The sequence below is a fragment of the Streptomyces sp. NPDC107521 genome, from assembly GCF_055598485.1.
The window spans coordinates 283270-300080 of sequence record NZ_JBVKAT010000003.1 but is presented as its reverse complement, the minus strand read 5'-3'; the positions used below and the strand labels follow the sequence as shown (position 1 = coordinate 300080).

Below are 16811 nucleotides of genomic sequence, written 5' to 3'. Positions count from 1 at the left end.
CGACGAACGCGCCGGGCAGGTGAAGGGCGCCGTACGCGGGGTTCACACCGATGGCCCCGGGTGCCACGCTGTGATCATGAGCCGTATCGAAGCGCCCCGCGACGACGACGGCGCGGCGGACGACCGCGCGGACACCGGCCCGCTCGTCGGCCGGCTGCGGGCCGGACTGCCCCGCGACGCCGTCCTCACCGACCCCGACGTCCTCGCCTCCTACGCCCATGACATGGCGAGCTTCTGCCCGGCCGGAGCGCCCGCCGCCGTCGTCCTGCCGCGCACCGTGGAGCAGGTCCAGCACGTGATGCGCACGGCCACCGCCCTGCGCGTCCCGGTCGTCCCGCAGGGCGCCCGCACCGGCCTGTCCGGCGCCGCCAACGCCACCGACGGCTGCGTCGTGCTGTCCCTCGTCCGGATGGACCGCATCCTGGAGATCAGCCCCGTCGACCGGATCGCCGTCGTCGAACCGGGCGTCGTCAACGCCGCCCTCTCCCGCGCCGTGGGCGAGCACGGCCTGCACTATCCGCCGGACCCCTCCAGCTGGGAGAGCTGCACCATCGGCGGCAACATCGGCACCGCCTCCGGCGGCCTGTGCTGCGTCAAGTACGGGGTGACCGCCGAGTACGTCCTCGGCCTCGACGTCGTCCTCGCCGACGGCCGCCTGATGTCCACCGGCCGCCGCACCGCCAAGGGAGTCGCCGGGTACGACATGACCCGGCTGTTCGTCGGCTCCGAGGGCACCCTCGGCATCGTCGTGCGGGCCGTGCTCGCCCTGCGGCCCGCGCCGCCGCGGCAGTTGGTGCTGGCCGCCGAGTTCGCCTCCGCTGCCGCCGCCTGCGACGCGGTCTGCCGGATCATGGAGGGCGGTCATGTGCCCTCCCTCCTGGAGCTGATGGACCGCACCACCGTGAAGGCGGTCAACGACCTGGCCCGCATGGGACTCCCGGAGACCACCGAGGCCCTGCTGCTCGCCGCCTTCGACACCGCCGAACCGGCCGCCGACCTCGCCGCCGTGGGCGCCCTCTGCGAGGCCGCCGGGGCCACCGCGGTGGTCCCCGCCGACGACCCGGCCGAGTCCGAACTGCTGCTCCAGGCACGGCGGCTGGCGCTGCCCGCGCTGGAGGCGGTCCGGGGCACCACGATGATCGACGACGTCTGCGTGCCCCGCTCCCGGCTCGGGGAGATGCTCTCCGGCGTCGAGCGCATCGCCGCCCGGCACGGGCTCACCATCGGGCTCTGCGCCCACGCGGGCGACGGCAACACCCACCCCACGGTCTGCTTCGACGCGTCGGACCCGGGGGAGTCGGGGCGGGCCCGGGAGTCCTTCGACGAGATCATGGCCCTGGGCCTGGAGCTGGGCGGCACCATCACCGGCGAGCACGGGGTCGGGGTGCTCAAGAAGGAGTGGCTGGCCCGCGAGATCGGCCCGGTGGGCCTGGAGGCGCAGCGCGCCGTGAAGCGCGCCCTCGACCCGCTGGGCATCCTCAACCCGGGCAAGCTGTTCTGACCGCCGGGGCCGCGGCGGCCCCGGCGGCACGGGCCGGTCCGGGCGCCGAGCAGCGGCCGGGCGCGGTGGGTCGGCCGGTGCCGGTCCAGGGGATGGCGCCGGTTCACCCGGGGGCGCCCGCTCATCGCGCGAGCAGGGCGGCGAGCCCCTCGTCGAGGTCCAGGTGCGGGCCCTCGGAGCCGGGCGGGACCGCCCGCAGGGTGCGCTCCAGCCACGCCGAGACCTGGGCGGACGGCGCCTCCAGCAGGGCCTCGCCGTCCGGGCTGCTCAGCGCCATCAGCACCACGCCGCGCCCCTCGGAGCGCGACGGCCACACCCGCACGTCGCCCTGACCGCACGGCCGGAACACCCCCTCCACCAGCAGTTCGCGGGCGAAGGTCCAGTGCACGGGGCGGTGCGAGTCGATGTGGAAGGCGACGTGGACGGCGTAGGGGTCGTCGGCCCGGTAGGCGAGCCGGGCCGCGACCGGGACGCTGTACTCGGGCGACAGGATGAGGTTCAGTTCCAGTTCGCGTTCGACGGTGACGGGGCGCATCATCGGGTCCTCTCTCTCGTTCCGGCCGGGCCCTTCGGAAGGACCCCCTACGAGGGAGAGCGGCCACGGCGCCGGGCATTACGCGGGTTCGCGAAACTTTTTTTCCGGGACGGGTTGTTGCCCCGATGGGTGCGGGTCGCGTCGGAGGGGCGGTGCGGATTGCGCCGGTCTGGTAGATGTGGAGCCCCCCATATCCACCCCCGAGCAGATACGGGACGACGGACATGAGCGCCCCCACCCCGGCACCCGGCGACGACCGGCCCCGCGAAGGGTATTACCCGGACCCGTCCATCCCTGGATACGTCCGGTACTGGAACGGCGCCTCCTGGGTGCCGGGCACCAGCCGGCCGGCGCCCCGGGACGGCGAGACCCTCGCCCCGCCGCCGGGCGCGGGCGCCGGGCCCGCGGCTCCGGCCGCCGTCCCCGGACCCGTCGCCGCCGGGTCTCCCGCCGCCGGGCCTCCCGTCTCCGGACCCGCCGCCCCCGGTGCCGTCCTCGCGGCGCCTTTCGGGGCCGCTCCCGCCGGAGCCGCCGGGGCCGGACCCGCCCTCTCCGGGCCGCCGCCGTCCGGGCCGCCGCCGTCCGGGCCGTCGGCCCTCGCCGTCCCGTCCCCGGCGGTGCCCGTGTCCGACGTGCCGTCGGTCGAGGAGACCGGGCCGCACTTCTTCGACGAGGACCCGGCCCCGGCCCCGCCGCCCGCCCTCCCCGCCGCGCACGGCCGCCACCCCGGCCCCGCCGCCTCCTGGACCACCGGCCCCCGGCCCTCCCCGGAGCAGCACGTCGCCTGGCCGGAGCCCCGGGGCGCCGACCCGAGGGTGCCGCACGCCGCGGCCGGGGGACCGCACGACGGGGCGGGGCACGCCGCCGCGCCGCCGGGAGCCGCGCCGCCCGGGGCCGCGACGGGCGCGGCCGTGCCCGCCGGCGCGGTGGCCGGGGCCGCGCTGCCCGGCGGTGAAGGGCCCGGCGCCGCCGCCGTGTTCGCACCGGGCGGCGCGGGGGCGCCGGGGGAGGGGGCACCCGTCGCCGACGCGGGGACCATCGCCCTCCGCCCCTCCGCGCCGCGTCCCGTGCCCTCCCCGCCCGCCGCGCCCTCCGGACCGCAGCGGGCGCCCGCCGAGCCGGTCCCGCCGTCCCCGGCGGTGCCCCGGCAGGGCCCGGCGCCCGTGCCCGTGCGGCAGGGCCCGGCCGGGGATCCCGCGCCCTCCCCGCCGGTGCCGCCCGCCACGGTCCCGGCGCCGTTCGCGCCAGGGACCGGCGCCGCTCCCCCCTCCTGGGCGCAGCAGGTGCAGCGGCTCGCCGGGGCCGGTGCACAGGATCCGACCGCCGCGCCCTGGAAGCCGCCGGTCGAGGACGTCTTCCAGGCCGCCGCCCGGCAGCGGGCGGCGGCCCGGCCCGCCGGGCTCGGCAGGCGGCTGGCCGCCCGGCTGATCGACACCGCGGTCGTCGCGGGTGTCACCGCGGCGGCGGCCGTCCCCCTGGGCCACCGCGCCGCCGAGCACATCGACGGGAAGATCGAGGCGGCCCGGCTCGCCGGGGAGACCGTCACCGTGTGGCTGCTGGACGGGACGACGGCCGGGTACCTCGGCATCGTGCTGGCGGTCCTCCTCCTCTTCGGCGTCCTCTACGAGGCGCTGCCCACGGCCCGTTGGGGCGCCACGCCGGGCAAGCGGCTGCTGGGGCTGCGGGTGCGGGACATCGAGGAGCACGAGCCGCCGGGCTTCGGCGCGGCCCTGCGCCGCTGGCTGGTGTACAGCGTCTCCGGCCTGCTGGCCGTCGGACTGGTCGGCGTCGTGTGGTGCCTGTTCGACCGGCCGTGGCGCCAGTGCTGGCACGACAAGGCGGCCCACACGTTCGTCGCGGGCTGACCGGGGTACTCCGGACGGCGGTTCGCCGGATGCGCCGCGGGGTGGTTCGCGGTCGACTCGGGCCATGAGCCATGAACCGCCCCCCGGCTCCGGCGGGCAGCCGCCGGAAGACGACCCGTTGTGGAAGCGACCCCCGTCCCCCGGGCCGGAACCCGGCGCGGGCGGCACCGGCTCGCCGTACGGCGAGCGGCCCCCGCCCCCCACGGGAGCCGGTGGCCCCCCACCCTCCGGTGGCGACCCCTACGGACCGGGCGGCGCGACCGGGGGCGGCTCGGGCAACCCCTACGGGCCCGGCGGCGGTGGCGCGCCGGGCGGCGGCAACCCCTACGGGCCGGGCGGCGGCGCGTCCGGCGGCGGTGGCGGCCCCCACGGGCCCGGCGGGGGCGACGACCCCTTCGGCGGGCGCGGACGCGATCCCTTCGGGGGCGGCACCCGTCCGCCCGACCCATTGGCCGGGATGCCCCCGCTGGCCGACAGCGGGCGGCGCACCCTCGCCCGGATCCTCGACATGATCCTCGTGGGCATCGTGGTCTGGCTGCTGAGCTGGGCGTTCGACGTCCAGGAGTACCAGGTCAACGGCGACGACATGTCGGTCGGCAAGTCGTTCGGGCAGTCGCTGATCGCCGCCGTGCTCTACATCGGCTACGACACCTACATGATCGCGCGCAACGGCCAGACGCTGGGCAAGAGATGGCTGGGCCTACGGGTGGCCAACCTGGACAACGGCTCCACCCCCGTCACGCAGACCTCGCTGATCCGCGCCCTGGTGCTGTGGATCCCGTTCGCCTTCTGCTGCGCCTGCGTCTGGACGATCATCGCGGGCGGCTGGAGCTTCTTCGACCGGCCGTACAAGCAGGGGCTGCACGACAAGGCGGCCAAGACCGTGGTGGTCAGCACCCGTTGACGGCCGGAGAGGGCGTCAGGCGGCCCGGCCCCGCACGGTGTCGCCCGCGGCGGTGGAGACCCGGGGGGCCGCCGGCTCCTGGCCCGTCCGCCGCGTCGGCAGCGGCTCGCCGGCACCGGCCGGGGCGAGCGGCGCGGCCGGACGGCCCGCGGCACCGCGCCCGGCGGGCAGCGGGACCTTCAGGGCGACCAGCAGGCCCAGGGCGAGCGAGGCGAGGGCGACGAGCGCGATACCCGGTCCCGAACTCGTCCGCGACAGCAGCAGCATGACGAGGGCGGAGACGATCACGGTGCACGAACCGTAGGCGAACTGTGCGGCGGCCGGACGAGGCATGGCAATCGTGTCCTCGGAAGACAGTCTGTGGGGTGGGGCGGGAGGTCGGCCTGACTTTCCGCCGGTTTTCCGGGCGTTCCGCCAACCGACTCTAACGGGCTGTGTGCCCGGGCGGAACGGGGGGTAAGCACCCCCGTGCCCGGGGCGCCGATGCACGGGGGGCGCACGGATTCATGGAGTCCGGGGAGCGGACGGAACCGCGCGCCCGTCCGGCGGCGTCCGCGCGCGGTGCCCCCGGGGTGTCCGGTAAGCGAACCCGCAATCCGCATAGTGCAGTTGTCCTGCTCAAGTCAAGGTCTGTCTTTTTGAGCGAAGCTCTAGTCGAATGTCGTCACTTGACTAACACGCGTTGATCACGTGTGCGCGGACCTTCGCCATGTCCATGGCCCTCCATCCGCGCGCGTGAGCGCGGGGGAGGAACTCAAGTGGCCAGTAGATCTCTGAAGTTCAGAACGGCGGCGATCGCGGTCGCCGTCGCGACGGCGGGCGCCATGCTCTCCGCCGCCGGGGTGGCGCAGGCGGGCCCGTCGGCCCGCCCCGCCCTGGAGGGGAACGATCCCCACCCGGCCACGGGTGTCGAGGGGCACAACCTCGACGGTCCGCTCAGCAAGACGCAGGAGGCGCAGCGCCAGGAGGCCCTGCAGCAGGTCATCTCCGGCCAGTCCTCGGTCCAGAAGCGCAACGGCTCCAACGTCGTCGAGCTCAAGAGCCACGGCAAGGGCAAGGACAAGAGCCGGAAGAGCGACCGCAAGTACGTCGAGCTGGGCCGCGAGAAGACCGACAAGATCTTCACGATCCTCGTCGAGTTCGGCGACCAGGTCGACAGCCGCTACGGTGGCACGCCCGGTCCGCTGCACAACAAGATCGCCAAGCCGGACCGCCGCAAGGACAACTCGACGGCCTGGAAGGCCGATTACAACAAGAAGCACTTCCAGGACCTGTACTTCGGCACCGGCAAGAAGACCGAGTCGGTCAAGAAGTACTACGAGACGCAGTCCTCGGGCCGCTACTCGGTCGACGGCGAGGTCTCCGACTGGGTCAAGGTGCCCTACAACGAGGCGCGCTACGGCTCCAACTACTGCGGCGCCAGCACCTGTTCCAGCGTCTGGAACGTCGTCCGCGACGGTCTGAACGCCTGGGTCGCGGACCAGAAGGCCAAGGGCCGCACCGACGCCCAGATCAAGGCCGACGTCGCCAAGTACGACCAGTGGGACCGCTACGACTTCGACGGCGACGGCGACTTCAACGAGCCCGACGGGTACATCGACCACTTCCAGATCGTGCACGCCGGTGAGGACGAGTCCGCCGGCGGCGGCGCCCAGGGCACCGACGCGATCTGGGCCCACCGCTGGTACGCGTTCGGCTCCGACGCCGGAGCCACCGGCCCGGCCGACAACAAGCTCGGCGGCACCCCGGTCGGCGACACCGGCATCTGGGTCGGCGACTACACCATCCAGCCCGAGAACGGCGGACTGGGCGTCTTCGCCCACGAGTACGCCCACGACCTCGGTCTGCCGGACCTCTACGACACCGCCGGCGGCGACAACTCCACCGGCTTCTGGACGCTGATGTCGTCCGGTTCGTGGCTGGGCACCGGCCGCGAGTCGATCGGCGACCTGCCCGGCGACATGAACGCCTGGGACAAGCTCCAGCTCGGCTGGCTGAACTACGACACCGCCAAGGCCGGGGTCAACTCCTGGCACAAGCTGGGCGTCGCGGAGTACAACACCAAGCACAAGCAGGGCCTGGTCGTCGAGCTCCCGAAGAAGGCCGTCACCACCGAGGTCGTCGTGCCCTCCGAGGGCAGCACCCAGTGGTGGAGCGGCAGCGGCGACAACCTCAAGAACACGCTGACCCGCAGCGTCGACCTGACCGGCAGGTCGTCCGCCTCCCTCTCCCTCGACGCCTGGTACGAGATCGAGGCCGAGTACGACTTCCTCTACGCCGAGGCGTCCACCGACGGCGGCGCCAACTGGACCGCCCTGGACGGCACGTTCGACGGCCAGCCGATCTCCCGTGACGGCAGCGGCAAGCCGGTCGTGTCCGGCACCTCCGGCGCCTACGGCAAGCTCGTCTACGGCCTCGACGCCTACGCCGGCAAGAAGTTCGACCTGCGCTTCCGCTACCAGACGGACGGCGGCGTCGCCCTGAAGGGCTTCGCGGCCGACCGGATCGTCCTGACGGCCGACGGCGCCACGGTGTTCTCCGACAACGCCGAGACCGCGGACCCGGCGTGGACCGCCGCGGGCTTCTCCCGCCTGGGCGCCTCCTTCTCGAAGGACTACGCGCAGTACTACCTCGCGGAGAACCGCCAGTACCTGTCCTACGACAAGACCCTCGAGGTCGGCCCGTACAACTTCGGCTTCGCGTCCCGTCCGGGCTGGGTCGAGCACTACCCCTACCAGACCGGTCTGCTGATCTGGAAGTGGGACACCTCCCAGGCCGACAACAACACCAGCCAGCACCCGGGCACCGGCCTGGTCCTGCCGGTCGACTCGCACCCGACGGCGCTGAAGTGGAAGGACGGCACCCTGCTGCGCAACCGCATGCAGGCGTACGACTCGCCGTTCAGCCTCTACCGCACCGACGGCATCACGCTGCACAAGGCCGACGTCAAGACCAAGTTCAAGTCGTCGCCCGGCGTGTCGGTCTTCAACGACCACACCAGCAGTTACTACGACCCGGCCAACCCGACCGGTGGTGTGAAGGTCACTGACACCAACACCAAGATCAAGATCAACAAGCAGGCCCGCGACGGCTCGTCCATCGAGCTGGAGGTCCAGCGCGCGGTGAGGTAGACCGCATAGCAGCAGGTCAGAGCGTGATCGGCGGTGGCCCCCTGGCGGGTCGCCGCCGATCCGTGTTTAGGTGCGTCCTGTGACTCTCTTATTGACACCGGTACCGGCACCGACGCACAGGGAGGTGTGAGCGCATGGCCGCGGGAGGCTTCTGCAAGCTGCCGAACGGCACGGTCGTGGTGGCACTCAACCTGCCCAGCCCCGCCGCCGCGGGCGGCAGCGTCCGGGTCCTCGTCCACGCCCGCAACCGGGCGCGCGCCCTGACCAGGCTGCGCAATCTGGGGCTCCGGGCGGTCTATCTGCGGGGCAACGCCGCGCCGCCCGACCCGGACGAGATCACGGCGGTCCTGCACCACCCCGACGGGCTCATATGGCGCACCGCGCCGGTGGCCGGGGCGCAGGGCGGGCCGGACCTCGTCCAGGAGCTCTGGCACCCGATCCGTGCGCTGCTGCGGCCCCGGACGGCCCCGACGGGGCCCTGAGCCGGTCCGGGCGCCGGCCGAGTCGGTCCGGGCGCCGGCCGAGTCGGTCCGGGCGCCGGCCGAGTCGGTCCGCGAGCCGGTCCGGCCCGCGCGGGCGGCCCGGGAGACGGCGGGTCCGCCGCGCGGTGACGGCGGCGGGCCGCGCGAGGAGCGCGGGCCCGGCGGGTGGCCGGGCGGCGTCCGGCAGCCGGGCGGTCACGCCGCTCCCGTGCACGGGGGAGGGTGTACGGGCCGGCGGTGCCGACGACGGGCGGGCCACGGCCGTCACACCGCTCCGTCGGGCGGAGCGACGGCGCGCGGACGGACGGTGCGCGGGTCGATGGTGCGCGGGTCGGCGGCCACGCCGCTCCGGCCCGGACCGGCGACGGCGACGGCGCGGGCCCGGCCGGTGACCGGGCGGACTCCGCCGGGCGGTGTCCGGCGGGCCGGGGCGCACCGCTCCGGCGCGGGCACCGCCGTCGGGCGGCCCCCGCGGGAGGCCCGCCCCCGTGACCGCCTCGGGCGGACTACTGCACGACCGGCTTCCCGGTCAGCGCCACGCCCGCCTCCCGCAGCTCCTCCAGCGCCCGCTCCGTCGTCTCCGGGGCCACCCCGGCGGTCAGGTCGAGCAGCACATGGGTGCGGAAGCCCTCCCGCGCCGCGTCCAGGGCGGTGGCCCGGACGCAGTGGTCGGTGGCGATGCCCACGACGTCCACCTCGTCGATCCGGCGCTCGCGCAGCCAGTCCGCGAGCCCGGTGCCGTTCTCGTCGGCGCCCTCGAAGCCGCTGTAGGCCGCCGAGTACGCCCCCTTGTCGAAGACGGCGTCTATCGCGCCGGAGGCGACGGCCGGGGCGAAGTTCGGGTGGAAGCCGACGCCCTCGGTCCCGGCCACGCAGTGCGCGGGCCAGGAGCGGACGTAGTCGGGGTTGTCGGCGAAGTGGCCGCCCGGCGCGATGTGGTGGTCTCGGGTGGCCACGACGTGGCGGTAGCCGGCGGGCGCCTGCCCGATCAGCTCGGTGACGGCGGCGGCCACGTCGGCACCACCGGCCACGGCGAGGCTGCCCCCCTCGCAGAAGTCGTTCTGCACGTCTACGACGATCAAGGCGCGGCGCATGGTCGGTGTCCTTCGGCTGCTCGACTACGGGGTTTCTCGACGGGGACGGTGACGGGGGACGGGATCGCGGGGACGGCGGGACGGGCGGGGCCCGGGGTGCGTCCGGGGCGCGGCGCGCGCCGCGCACCAGTTCTAGCTACCCGGGCCCCCGTGCGCGTACTCCGTCGGAAGGACGGGTTCCCCGCGGGAGAGCTGCGTAGCGGACAGCGGCAGATTGGCGCGGGCCGCCGCGTGCCGGTCCCGGGCCACGTCCAGCGACTCGCGGGCCGTGACCCGTCCGCCCCGGACCAGCTCGACCAGCAGCTCCCGGCCGGCCAGCTCCCCGGGCAGCGGCCCGGTGCCGACCACCTCCGCCTCGGCGACCCCGTCCCGGTCCAGCCGCCGGGCGGCCCACTTGCGCCCGCCGACGGAGGTCTTGCCGCCGGTGGACCGCTTGGCCACCGGCACCAGCGGGGCCCCGGCGTCGCCGCTGGTGGCGCGGGCGACCAGCTTGTAGACCATCGAGGCCGTCGGGTGGCCCGACCCGGTCACCAGCTGGGTCCCGACGCCGTACGCGTCCACCGGCGCCGCCGCCAGCGAGGCGATGGCGTACTCGTCCAGGTCGGAGGTGACCACGATCCTCGTCCGGGTGGCGCCCAACTCGTCGAGCTGCTGCCGCACCCGGTGGGCGACCAGCAGCAGGTCCCCGGAGTCGATGCGCACCGCGCCCAGCTCCGGCCCGGCGACCTCCACGGCCGTGCGCACCGCCTCGGCGACGTCGTAGGTGTCGACCAGCAGGGTGGTGCCCCGGCCCAGCGACTCCACCTGCGCCCGGAAGGCGTCCCGCTCGCTGTCGTGCACGAGGGTGAAGGCGTGGGCGGAGGTGCCGACGGTGGGGATGTTGTAGCGGAACCCGGCGGCCAGGTCGGAGGTGGTGGCGAAGCCGCCGACGTAGGCGGCGCGCGCGGCGGCCACCGCGGCCAGCTCGTGGGTGCGCCGGGCGCCCATCTCGATCAGCGGCCGGTCCCCGGCGGCCGAGGACATCCGGGAGGCCGCCGCGGCGATGGCCGAGTCGTGGTTGAGGATGGAGAGGATCACCGTCTCCAGCAGCACGCACTCCCCGAAGGTCCCCTCCACCCGCATCAGGGGCGACCCGGGGAAGTACACCTCGCCCTCGGGGTAGCCCCAGATGTCGCCGGTGAAGCGGTATCCGGCGAGCCACTCCAGGGTCGGCGCGTCGACGATCTCCCGGTCGCGCAGGAAGCGCAGCACGTCCGGGTCGAAGCGGAAGTTCTCCACCGCGTCCAGCACCCGTCCGGTGCCCGCCACCACGCCGTACCGGCGCCCGTCCGGCAGCCGCCGGGTGAAGACCTCGAACACACTGCGCCGCCCGGCCGTACCCGCCCGCAGGGCGGCCTGGAGCATGGTCAGCTCGTACTGGTCCGTGAAGAGCGCCGTCGAGGGGACGTCCACCGGCAGCCCTAGGTCCGCTACGTTCACCGAACTCTCCCAAGCTGTGACATTCGAGGCGCCCCCGGGCAGGCCGGGGACCCGGGGCGGTCCCCCCGGCGGGTGCGGCACGGCCACGATGCTACCCCCATTTCGTCAGTCTGACGATTTAGGGGTGGGGGGCGGCCCCGCCGGGCCCGTTTGTGCGCGGGCCCCCCAGTGGTGGCAGCATGGGCGGTGTGACGGCAGCCGCACCCATGGAGATCGAGAAGACCGAACCGGCGGAGGAGGTCCTCGCCGTACCCGAGCCCGACGTGCCCTGGGTGACGATCGTCCACAACGATCCGGTCAACCTCATGAGCTACGTGACCTACGTCTTCCAGTCGTACTTCGGCTACCCGAAGGACAAGGCCACCAAGCTGATGCTCGACGTGCACCACAAGGGCCGGGCCGTCGTCTCCAGCGGCTCCCGCGAGGAGATGGAGCGGGACGTCCAGGCCATGCACGGCTACGGTCTGTGGGCCACCCTCCAGCAGGACCGGAAATGACCCGTGCCCGCCCGCAGGACGGAAGTAGCTGAATCGCCTTCATGCCCGGACAATTCGAACCGATCCCCGGCGGCGGCGCGGCCGTCGCCCTCGACGACGTCGAGGTCTCCATCATCCGGTCGCTCGCCGTGCAGCTCCTGGAGCTGATCGGCCCCGGCCCCGCCGAGGACGCGCCCGACGACCCGCTGGCGGAGCTGTTCGCCGAGGGCCCCAGCGAGCCGCCCTCCGACCCGGTGCTGCGCCGCCTCTTCCCGGACGCCTACGGGGACCCCCTGGGCACCCCGCAGGCCGCCGAGGCCGAGGAGCAGCGGGCGCACTCCGCCGAGTTCCGCCGCTACACCGAGAACGAGCTGCGGACCGGCAAGCGCGAGAGCGCCCTCGTGGTGGTCCGCACCCTGGACGCGCTGTCCACCGGCGCGGCGGGGGAGGGCGGGGCGGTGCTGAAGCTGTCGCCGGATGAGTCCCGGCAGTGGCTGCGCGCCCTGAACGACCTGCGCCTCGCGATCGGCGCCCGGCTGGAGATCGCCGACGAGGACGACACGGACCTGCTCTACCGGCTGCCCGACGAGGACCCCCGCAAGCCGATGGTGATGGCGTACCTGTGGCTGGGCGGGCTCCAGGAGTCCCTGGTCGCCACGCTGCTGCCCTGAAGGATCCGGCCCCCTGCGCGGGGCCGCACCCCGGGGTGAGGCTGCCCCCGGGGTGAGGCCGCCCCGGCGTGTGGGCCACCCGGCGTGTGGGCCACGCCTGTGCGAGGGGCGGCCCCGCGTGAGGTGCCCGCGCCGCACCCGGCGTCGGCCTTCGGGGTCGGCCGACGGGCGCCCGGGGCGGGCCGCCGGGTGCCCGTGTGCCCGTCCTCATGGCCGGCCGCCGGTCGAGGTCGGCCTTCCGCCCGAGGTCCGCGCGGATGCCCGGTCCCGCTCCGGGGCCGATGTCCTCGTCCCGGCACCGAAGCCGCTGCCGCCGCGCCGAGCCCCCGCGCCCCCGAGTGACGGAGCCCTGCGGACCCGTGAATCCTCTTCCCGCGCCCCCGACCCGCGCCCCCGAGACTCCCCGGGGGTGTACCGAGGTGTCCCCGGGGGCGTCCCGGGGGCGCGCCCCCGGCGCGTGGTCGTCCGGAGCCCCGGGCGGCTCCCCGAGGTGCCGCCCGGGCTCCGGCGCGGGCCGCGACGGCACGCCCCGAACGGCGCCGCGTCCCCGCATGACGCCGCGCATGCCCCGGAGCGCCGCCCCGTATCCGGAAGGTCATCCGCCCGGCGGATCCCCCTCACCCGGGCGGCGGCCGTGCCGGGCCCCGCCACCCCGCCCGCAGTGCCTCCCGGGCGCGCCTCCCGTGCCGCCCCGCCCGCGGCGCCCCGATCGCGCCCCGCGCCCGCCCGCTCGTGCCGCCCCGCGCCCGCAGCCCCTCCCGGGCCGCCCCGCTCCCGGCGCCGCCCGTACCCCGCCCCCGGCGTGTCCCGGTGACCGCCGCCCCGCGGCCCGGTATGACTGTCCGGCGTCCATCGGGGCACCCGCTGTGACCGAGCGGCGCGCCGACCGTGCCGCGACCGCCCGGCGGGCAGCGATCGGACGCCCGGCCGGGTGCGCCACCGGGCCGGTGACCACCGGCCGGCGAGGGCGGGAGGGGGACCCGCCGCACTCCGTCGACCGGGGGGCCGAGGACCGGTCCGGGGCCGACGGGGCCCGGGCCGGCTGGGAGAGAGGCGCACCGCACATGACCGCTGGGCAGGTCGAGAAGGAGAGGGCCCCGGAGGAGGGGTACGAGCGCGGGCTCGGCAGCCGCCAGGTCCAGATGATCGCGATCGGCGGCGCCATCGGCGTCGGGCTCTTCCTGGGGGCCGGGGCGAACATCGCCAAGGCGGGCCCCGGCATCATCCTCATGTACGCCCTCGCGGGCCTGATCATCTTCTTCGTCATGCGGGCCCTCGGCGAACTGCTGCTCTACCGACCGGTCTCGGGCTCCTTCGCGGAGTACTCGCGCGAGTTCCTCGGCCCGTTCTTCGGCTACTTCACCGGGTGGACCTACTGGCTGATGTGGGTGGTCACCGGCATGGCCGAGCTGACCGCCGCCGCCATCTACATCCACTACTGGTTCCCCGGGGTGCCCCAGTGGCTCTCGGCCCTGGTCTTCCTGCTCGTGCTGTTCGCGGCCAACCTGATATCGGTGCGGCTGTTCGGCGAGATCGAGTTCTGGTTCTCGATGGTCAAGGTCACCGCCATCGTCGGCATGATCGTGACCGGCCTCGGGGTGCTCACCCTCGGCTTCAGCCACGCCGGGGACACCGCCGCCGTCTCCAACCTCTGGGCCTTCGGCGGCTTCTTCCCCAAGGGCGTCGGCTCGTCCCTGATGACCCTCCAGGGCGTCATGTTCGCCTACCTCGCCGTCGAGCTGGTCGGCGTCACCGCGGGGGAGTCCGAGAACCCCGCCGAGACCCTCCCCCGGGCCATCAACACCCTGCCCTGGCGCATCGCCCTGTTCTACGTCGGCGCGCTCACCGTCATCCTCGCGGTGGTCCGGTGGACCGAGTTCGGTGAGGGCGTCAGCCCCTTCGTGCGGGCCTTCGCGGTCATCGGCATCCCGGCCGGCGCCGGCATCGTGAACTTCGTGGTCCTCACCGCCGCCCTGTCCTCCTGCAACTCCGGGATGTACTCCACCGGCCGCATGCTGCGCACCCTCGCGGACAACGGCGAGGCGCCCGCCGTCCTGCGGCGGCTGTCCTCCACCCGGACGCCCGCCGTCGGCATCACCGTCTCCACGGTCTGCATGGCCGTCGGCGTGCTGCTCAACTACGTCGTCCCCGAGCGGGCCTTCCTCTACGTCACCTCCGTCGCCACCGCGGCCGGCATCTGGACCTGGCTGATGATCCTGGTCAGCCACGTCCGCTACCGCCGCCGGGTGGCCGCCGGACGGCTGCCCGCCTCCTCCTTCCCCGCGCCCGGCGGCTCGGCCTTCTCCTGGGTCGCCATCGCCTTCCTGCTCTTCGTCACCGGACTCATCGCCTACGATTCCGAGGCCCGCGTCTGCCTGTACGTGATGGCGGGCTGGGCCGCCGCCCTGGGCGCGGGCTGGGCGGTGCTGCGCGTCCGCGCCGCCGGGCGCCGCGGCGAGCCGGAGTTCGAGAGGATCGGCTGACCGGCGCGTTCGCGCGGGTCCGGGGACGTCCGGCCGCCGGGGAGATCCGTGCCGGCCCCGCGGCCGCCGCCCGGGACGTCCGGCATGTGGGCCGCCCCGTACCACTCCTCGGTACGGGATCGGGCCCGCGCCTATGCTGGCCGACATGCTGACCATCACCCAGGCGCTGCACGACCGGATCGTCGACCACGCGCGCGAGGACCACCCCGACGAGGCGTGCGGCGTGATCGCCGGGCCCGTGGGGGAGGGCCGCCCCGAGCGGTTCATCCCGATGCTGAACGCCGCCCGCTCGCCCACCTTCTACGAGTTCGACTCGCAGGACCTGCTCAAGCTCTACCGCGAGATGGACGACCGCGACGAGGAGCCGGTGGTCATCTACCACTCCCACACGGCGACCGAGGCCTTCCCCTCCCGCACCGACATCACCTACGCCAACGAGCCCGGCGCCCACTACGTCCTGGTCTCCACCGCGGACACCGACGGGGCCGGGGAGTTCCAGTTCCGGTCCTTCCGGATCGTGGACGGCGAGGTGACCGAGGAGGAGGTCCGGATCGTGGGGGCGTACTGAACCGGCCACCACCGAGCCCCCGCGCCGCCCCGCCCACAGCGCCGACCGCGCCCACAGCGCCGGGCCGCCCCGCACCGCCCGCGCACCGCGTCCCGGCCACGGGCTTCCCGCAGTGCGGACGGATTACGTCCGAAGGATGAGATCACACTCCGGAATCCGGACCGGGAATCGATACGATGAGCCCATGGTTCTTCTCGACGTGAGTGAAAAGGCGCGGGGCATCCGGCTCGTGGCGCGACTGCACGTCGACCTGTGCAGGCTGAACAGCGCCATCTGTTGATCCTCCGCTGCCGCCGTACGGCCCGTGAGCCGCGGCGCGCCGCCGCGCCGCCGCGCGCCCTCCGAACCTACGACACCTTCCGACAGGAGCCCTGAGCCATGGCCATCGAGGTCCGCATCCCCACCATCCTCCGCACGTACACCGACGGCCAGAAGGCGGTGGAGGGCAAGGGAGACACCCTCGCCGAGCTGTTCGCCGACCTTGAGACCCGCCACACGGGCATCGAGGCCCGCATCGTCGACGACGGCAAGCTGCGCCGCTTCGTCAACGTGTACCTCAACGACGAGGACGTCCGCTTCCTGGACGGCCTCGGCACCCGGCTGGGCGACGGCGACAGCATCACGATCCTGCCGGCGGTCGCCGGCGGCATGGCCTGATAGCCCCATGCGCTACGACTCCCCGCTGGCCGCGGTGGGCAACACCCCTCTGGTGCGCCTGCCGCGGCTCTCGCCGTCCGACGACGTCCGCATCTGGGCCAAGCTGGAGGACCGCAACCCCACCGGCTCCGTCAAGGACCGGCCCGCGCTGCACATGATCGAGCAGGCGGAGAAGGACGGCCGCCTCACCCCGGGCTGCACGATCCTGGAGCCCACCTCCGGCAACACCGGCATCTCGCTCGCCATGGCGGCCCGGCTCAAGGGCTACCGCATCGTCTGCGTGATGCCCGAGAACACCTCCCGGGAGCGCCGGGACCTGCTCGCCATGTGGGGCGCGGAGATCATCTCCTCCCCGGCCGCCGGCGGCTCCAACACCGCCGTGCGGGTCGCCAAGGAGCTGTCCGCCGAGCACCCGGACTGGGTGATGCTCTACCAGTACGGCAACCCGGACAACGCGGGCGCCCACTACGCGACCACCGGCCCGGAGATCCTGGCCGACCTGCCCTCGATCACCCACTTCGTCGCCGGACTCGGCACCACCGGCACCCTGATGGGCGTCGGCCGCTATCTGCGCGAGAACAAGCCCGACGTGCAGATCGTCGCCGCCGAGCCGCGCTACGACGACCTCGTCTACGGGCTGCGCAACCTCGACGAGGGCTTCGTCCCCGAGCTGTACGACCCCTCCGTGCTCACCACCCGCTTCTCGGTGGGCTCGGCCGACGCGGTCACCCGCACCCGCGAACTCCTCCAGCAGGAGGGCATCTTCGCGGGCATCTCCACCGGCGCGGCCCTGCACGCCGCGATCGGCGTCGGCAGGAAGGCGGTGAAGGCCGGCGAGAGCGCCGACATCGCCTTCGTCGTCGCCGACGGCGGCTGGAAGTACCTCTCGACGGGCGTCTACACGGCGGCCACCACCGAGGAGGCCATCGCCACCGTCCAGGGCCAGCTCTGGGCCTGACCGCGGC

Annotated in this window: 16 protein-coding genes; 12 read left to right on the top strand and 4 right to left on the bottom strand. The window is 74.4% G+C overall.

The features are described 5' to 3' along the window. The first annotated feature begins 70 nt into the window (after positions 1-70). Positions 71-1501 (top strand): FAD-binding oxidoreductase, encoded by a 1431-nt coding sequence (locus ACZ7LB_RS07320; RefSeq protein ID WP_471465921.1) that lies wholly within the window; start codon positions 71-73, stop codon positions 1499-1501. A 121-nt stretch (positions 1502-1622) separates the two neighbouring features. Here the strand turns inward: ACZ7LB_RS07320 and ACZ7LB_RS07315 are convergent, their stop codons facing one another. Beyond that, positions 1623-2036, bottom strand: a complete 414-nt coding sequence (locus ACZ7LB_RS07315; RefSeq protein ID WP_161225749.1) for an SsgA family sporulation/cell division regulator — start codon at positions 2034-2036, stop codon at positions 1623-1625. A gap of 224 nt (positions 2037-2260) precedes the next feature. Between ACZ7LB_RS07315 and ACZ7LB_RS07310 the strand changes: the two genes are divergently transcribed. Beyond that, entirely contained in the window at positions 2261-3901 is a 1641-nt protein-coding gene (locus ACZ7LB_RS07310) for an RDD family protein (protein ID WP_471465919.1), read from the top strand. Between the two features lie 64 nt (positions 3902-3965). Next, complete coding sequence (locus ACZ7LB_RS07305; RefSeq protein WP_471465917.1) at positions 3966-4805, top strand: RDD family protein; 840 nt, start codon at positions 3966-3968, stop codon at positions 4803-4805. A gap of 15 nt (positions 4806-4820) precedes the next feature. Here ACZ7LB_RS07305 and ACZ7LB_RS07300 read toward each other — a convergent pair whose 3' ends face one another. After that, positions 4821-5138 (bottom strand): hypothetical protein, encoded by a 318-nt coding sequence (locus ACZ7LB_RS07300; protein ID WP_471465915.1) that lies wholly within the window; start codon positions 5136-5138, stop codon positions 4821-4823. Between the two features lie 425 nt (positions 5139-5563). Here ACZ7LB_RS07300 and ACZ7LB_RS07295 point away from each other — a divergent pair, with 425 nt between their 5' ends. Together ACZ7LB_RS07295 and ACZ7LB_RS07290 are read left to right on the top strand one after the other, a co-directional pair. Continuing rightward, positions 5564-7936 carry an immune inhibitor A domain-containing protein gene (locus ACZ7LB_RS07295; protein WP_471465913.1) on the top strand — a complete coding sequence of 791 codons (2373 nt, stop codon included), beginning with the start codon at positions 5564-5566 and terminating at the stop codon, positions 7934-7936. Positions 7937-8070: 134 nt separating this feature from the next. Beyond that, complete coding sequence (locus ACZ7LB_RS07290; RefSeq protein WP_161225754.1) at positions 8071-8418, top strand: hypothetical protein; 348 nt, start codon at positions 8071-8073, stop codon at positions 8416-8418. Positions 8419-8924: 506 nt separating this feature from the next. On the opposite strand, the gene ACZ7LB_RS07285 is transcribed toward ACZ7LB_RS07290, so the two are convergent. After that, positions 8925-9512, bottom strand: coding sequence for a nicotinamidase (locus tag ACZ7LB_RS07285; protein ID WP_471465911.1), 588 nt, complete (start codon positions 9510-9512; stop codon positions 8925-8927). A 132-nt stretch (positions 9513-9644) separates the two neighbouring features. Next, positions 9645-10991 carry a nicotinate phosphoribosyltransferase gene (locus ACZ7LB_RS07280; RefSeq protein WP_471465909.1) on the bottom strand — a complete coding sequence of 449 codons (1347 nt, stop codon included), beginning with the start codon at positions 10989-10991 and terminating at the stop codon, positions 9645-9647. Positions 10992-11170: 179 nt separating this feature from the next. On the opposite strand from ACZ7LB_RS07280, the gene clpS reads away from it, so the two are divergent. The 7 genes from clpS to ACZ7LB_RS07245 all read left to right on the top strand — a co-directional run bounded on the left by clpS (position 11171) and on the right by ACZ7LB_RS07245 (position 16804). After that, on the top strand, positions 11171-11488 hold the full coding sequence (gene clpS / locus ACZ7LB_RS07275; RefSeq protein WP_161225757.1) for an ATP-dependent Clp protease adapter ClpS: 318 nt from the start codon (positions 11171-11173) through the stop codon (positions 11486-11488). 41 nt (positions 11489-11529) lie between these two features. Beyond that, positions 11530-12138, top strand: a complete 609-nt coding sequence (locus ACZ7LB_RS07270; protein WP_471465908.1) for a DUF2017 domain-containing protein — start codon at positions 11530-11532, stop codon at positions 12136-12138. Positions 12139-13202: 1064 nt separating this feature from the next. Next, on the top strand, positions 13203-14621 hold the full coding sequence (locus tag ACZ7LB_RS07265) for an amino acid permease (RefSeq protein WP_471465906.1): 1419 nt from the start codon (positions 13203-13205) through the stop codon (positions 14619-14621). Positions 14622-14766: 145 nt separating this feature from the next. Next, positions 14767-15189, top strand: a complete 423-nt coding sequence (locus tag ACZ7LB_RS07260; protein WP_471465904.1) for a M67 family metallopeptidase — start codon at positions 14767-14769, stop codon at positions 15187-15189. A gap of 184 nt (positions 15190-15373) precedes the next feature. Further along, positions 15374-15469 (top strand): putative leader peptide, encoded by a 96-nt coding sequence (locus tag ACZ7LB_RS07255; RefSeq protein ID WP_321162673.1) that lies wholly within the window; start codon positions 15374-15376, stop codon positions 15467-15469. A gap of 98 nt (positions 15470-15567) precedes the next feature. Beyond that, positions 15568-15846, top strand: coding sequence for a MoaD/ThiS family protein (locus ACZ7LB_RS07250; RefSeq protein WP_161225761.1), 279 nt, complete (start codon positions 15568-15570; stop codon positions 15844-15846). 7 nt (positions 15847-15853) lie between these two features. After that, on the top strand, positions 15854-16804 hold the full coding sequence (locus ACZ7LB_RS07245) for a PLP-dependent cysteine synthase family protein (protein WP_471465902.1): 951 nt from the start codon (positions 15854-15856) through the stop codon (positions 16802-16804). Positions 16805-16811 lie beyond the last annotated feature (7 nt).

What these genes read in the sequence shown, in the direction of transcription:
- ACZ7LB_RS07260 (WP_471465904.1), top strand. Translation starts at nt 14,767, where the DNA reads ATGCTGACCATCACCCAGGCGCTGCACGACCGGATCGTCGACCACGCG.
- ACZ7LB_RS07265 (WP_471465906.1), top strand. Translation starts at nt 13,203, where the DNA reads ATGACCGCTGGGCAGGTCGAGAAGGAGAGGGCCCCGGAGGAGGGGTAC.
- ACZ7LB_RS07305 (WP_471465917.1), top strand. Translation starts at nt 3,966, where the DNA reads ATGAGCCATGAACCGCCCCCCGGCTCCGGCGGGCAGCCGCCGGAAGAC.
- ACZ7LB_RS07255 (WP_321162673.1), top strand. Translation starts at nt 15,374, where the DNA reads ATGGTTCTTCTCGACGTGAGTGAAAAGGCGCGGGGCATCCGGCTCGTG.
- ACZ7LB_RS07270 (WP_471465908.1), top strand. Translation starts at nt 11,530, where the DNA reads ATGCCCGGACAATTCGAACCGATCCCCGGCGGCGGCGCGGCCGTCGCC.
- ACZ7LB_RS07250 (WP_161225761.1), top strand. Translation starts at nt 15,568, where the DNA reads ATGGCCATCGAGGTCCGCATCCCCACCATCCTCCGCACGTACACCGAC.
- ACZ7LB_RS07285 (WP_471465911.1), bottom strand. Translation starts at nt 9,512, where the DNA reads ATGCGCCGCGCCTTGATCGTCGTAGACGTGCAGAACGACTTCTGCGAG.
- ACZ7LB_RS07290 (WP_161225754.1), top strand. Translation starts at nt 8,071, where the DNA reads ATGGCCGCGGGAGGCTTCTGCAAGCTGCCGAACGGCACGGTCGTGGTG.
- ACZ7LB_RS07245 (WP_471465902.1), top strand. Translation starts at nt 15,854, where the DNA reads ATGCGCTACGACTCCCCGCTGGCCGCGGTGGGCAACACCCCTCTGGTG.
- ACZ7LB_RS07310 (WP_471465919.1), top strand. Translation starts at nt 2,261, where the DNA reads ATGAGCGCCCCCACCCCGGCACCCGGCGACGACCGGCCCCGCGAAGGG.
- clpS (WP_161225757.1), top strand. Translation starts at nt 11,171, where the DNA reads ATGGGCGGTGTGACGGCAGCCGCACCCATGGAGATCGAGAAGACCGAA.
- ACZ7LB_RS07300 (WP_471465915.1), bottom strand. Translation starts at nt 5,138, where the DNA reads ATGCCTCGTCCGGCCGCCGCACAGTTCGCCTACGGTTCGTGCACCGTG.
- ACZ7LB_RS07315 (WP_161225749.1), bottom strand. Translation starts at nt 2,036, where the DNA reads ATGCGCCCCGTCACCGTCGAACGCGAACTGGAACTGAACCTCATCCTG.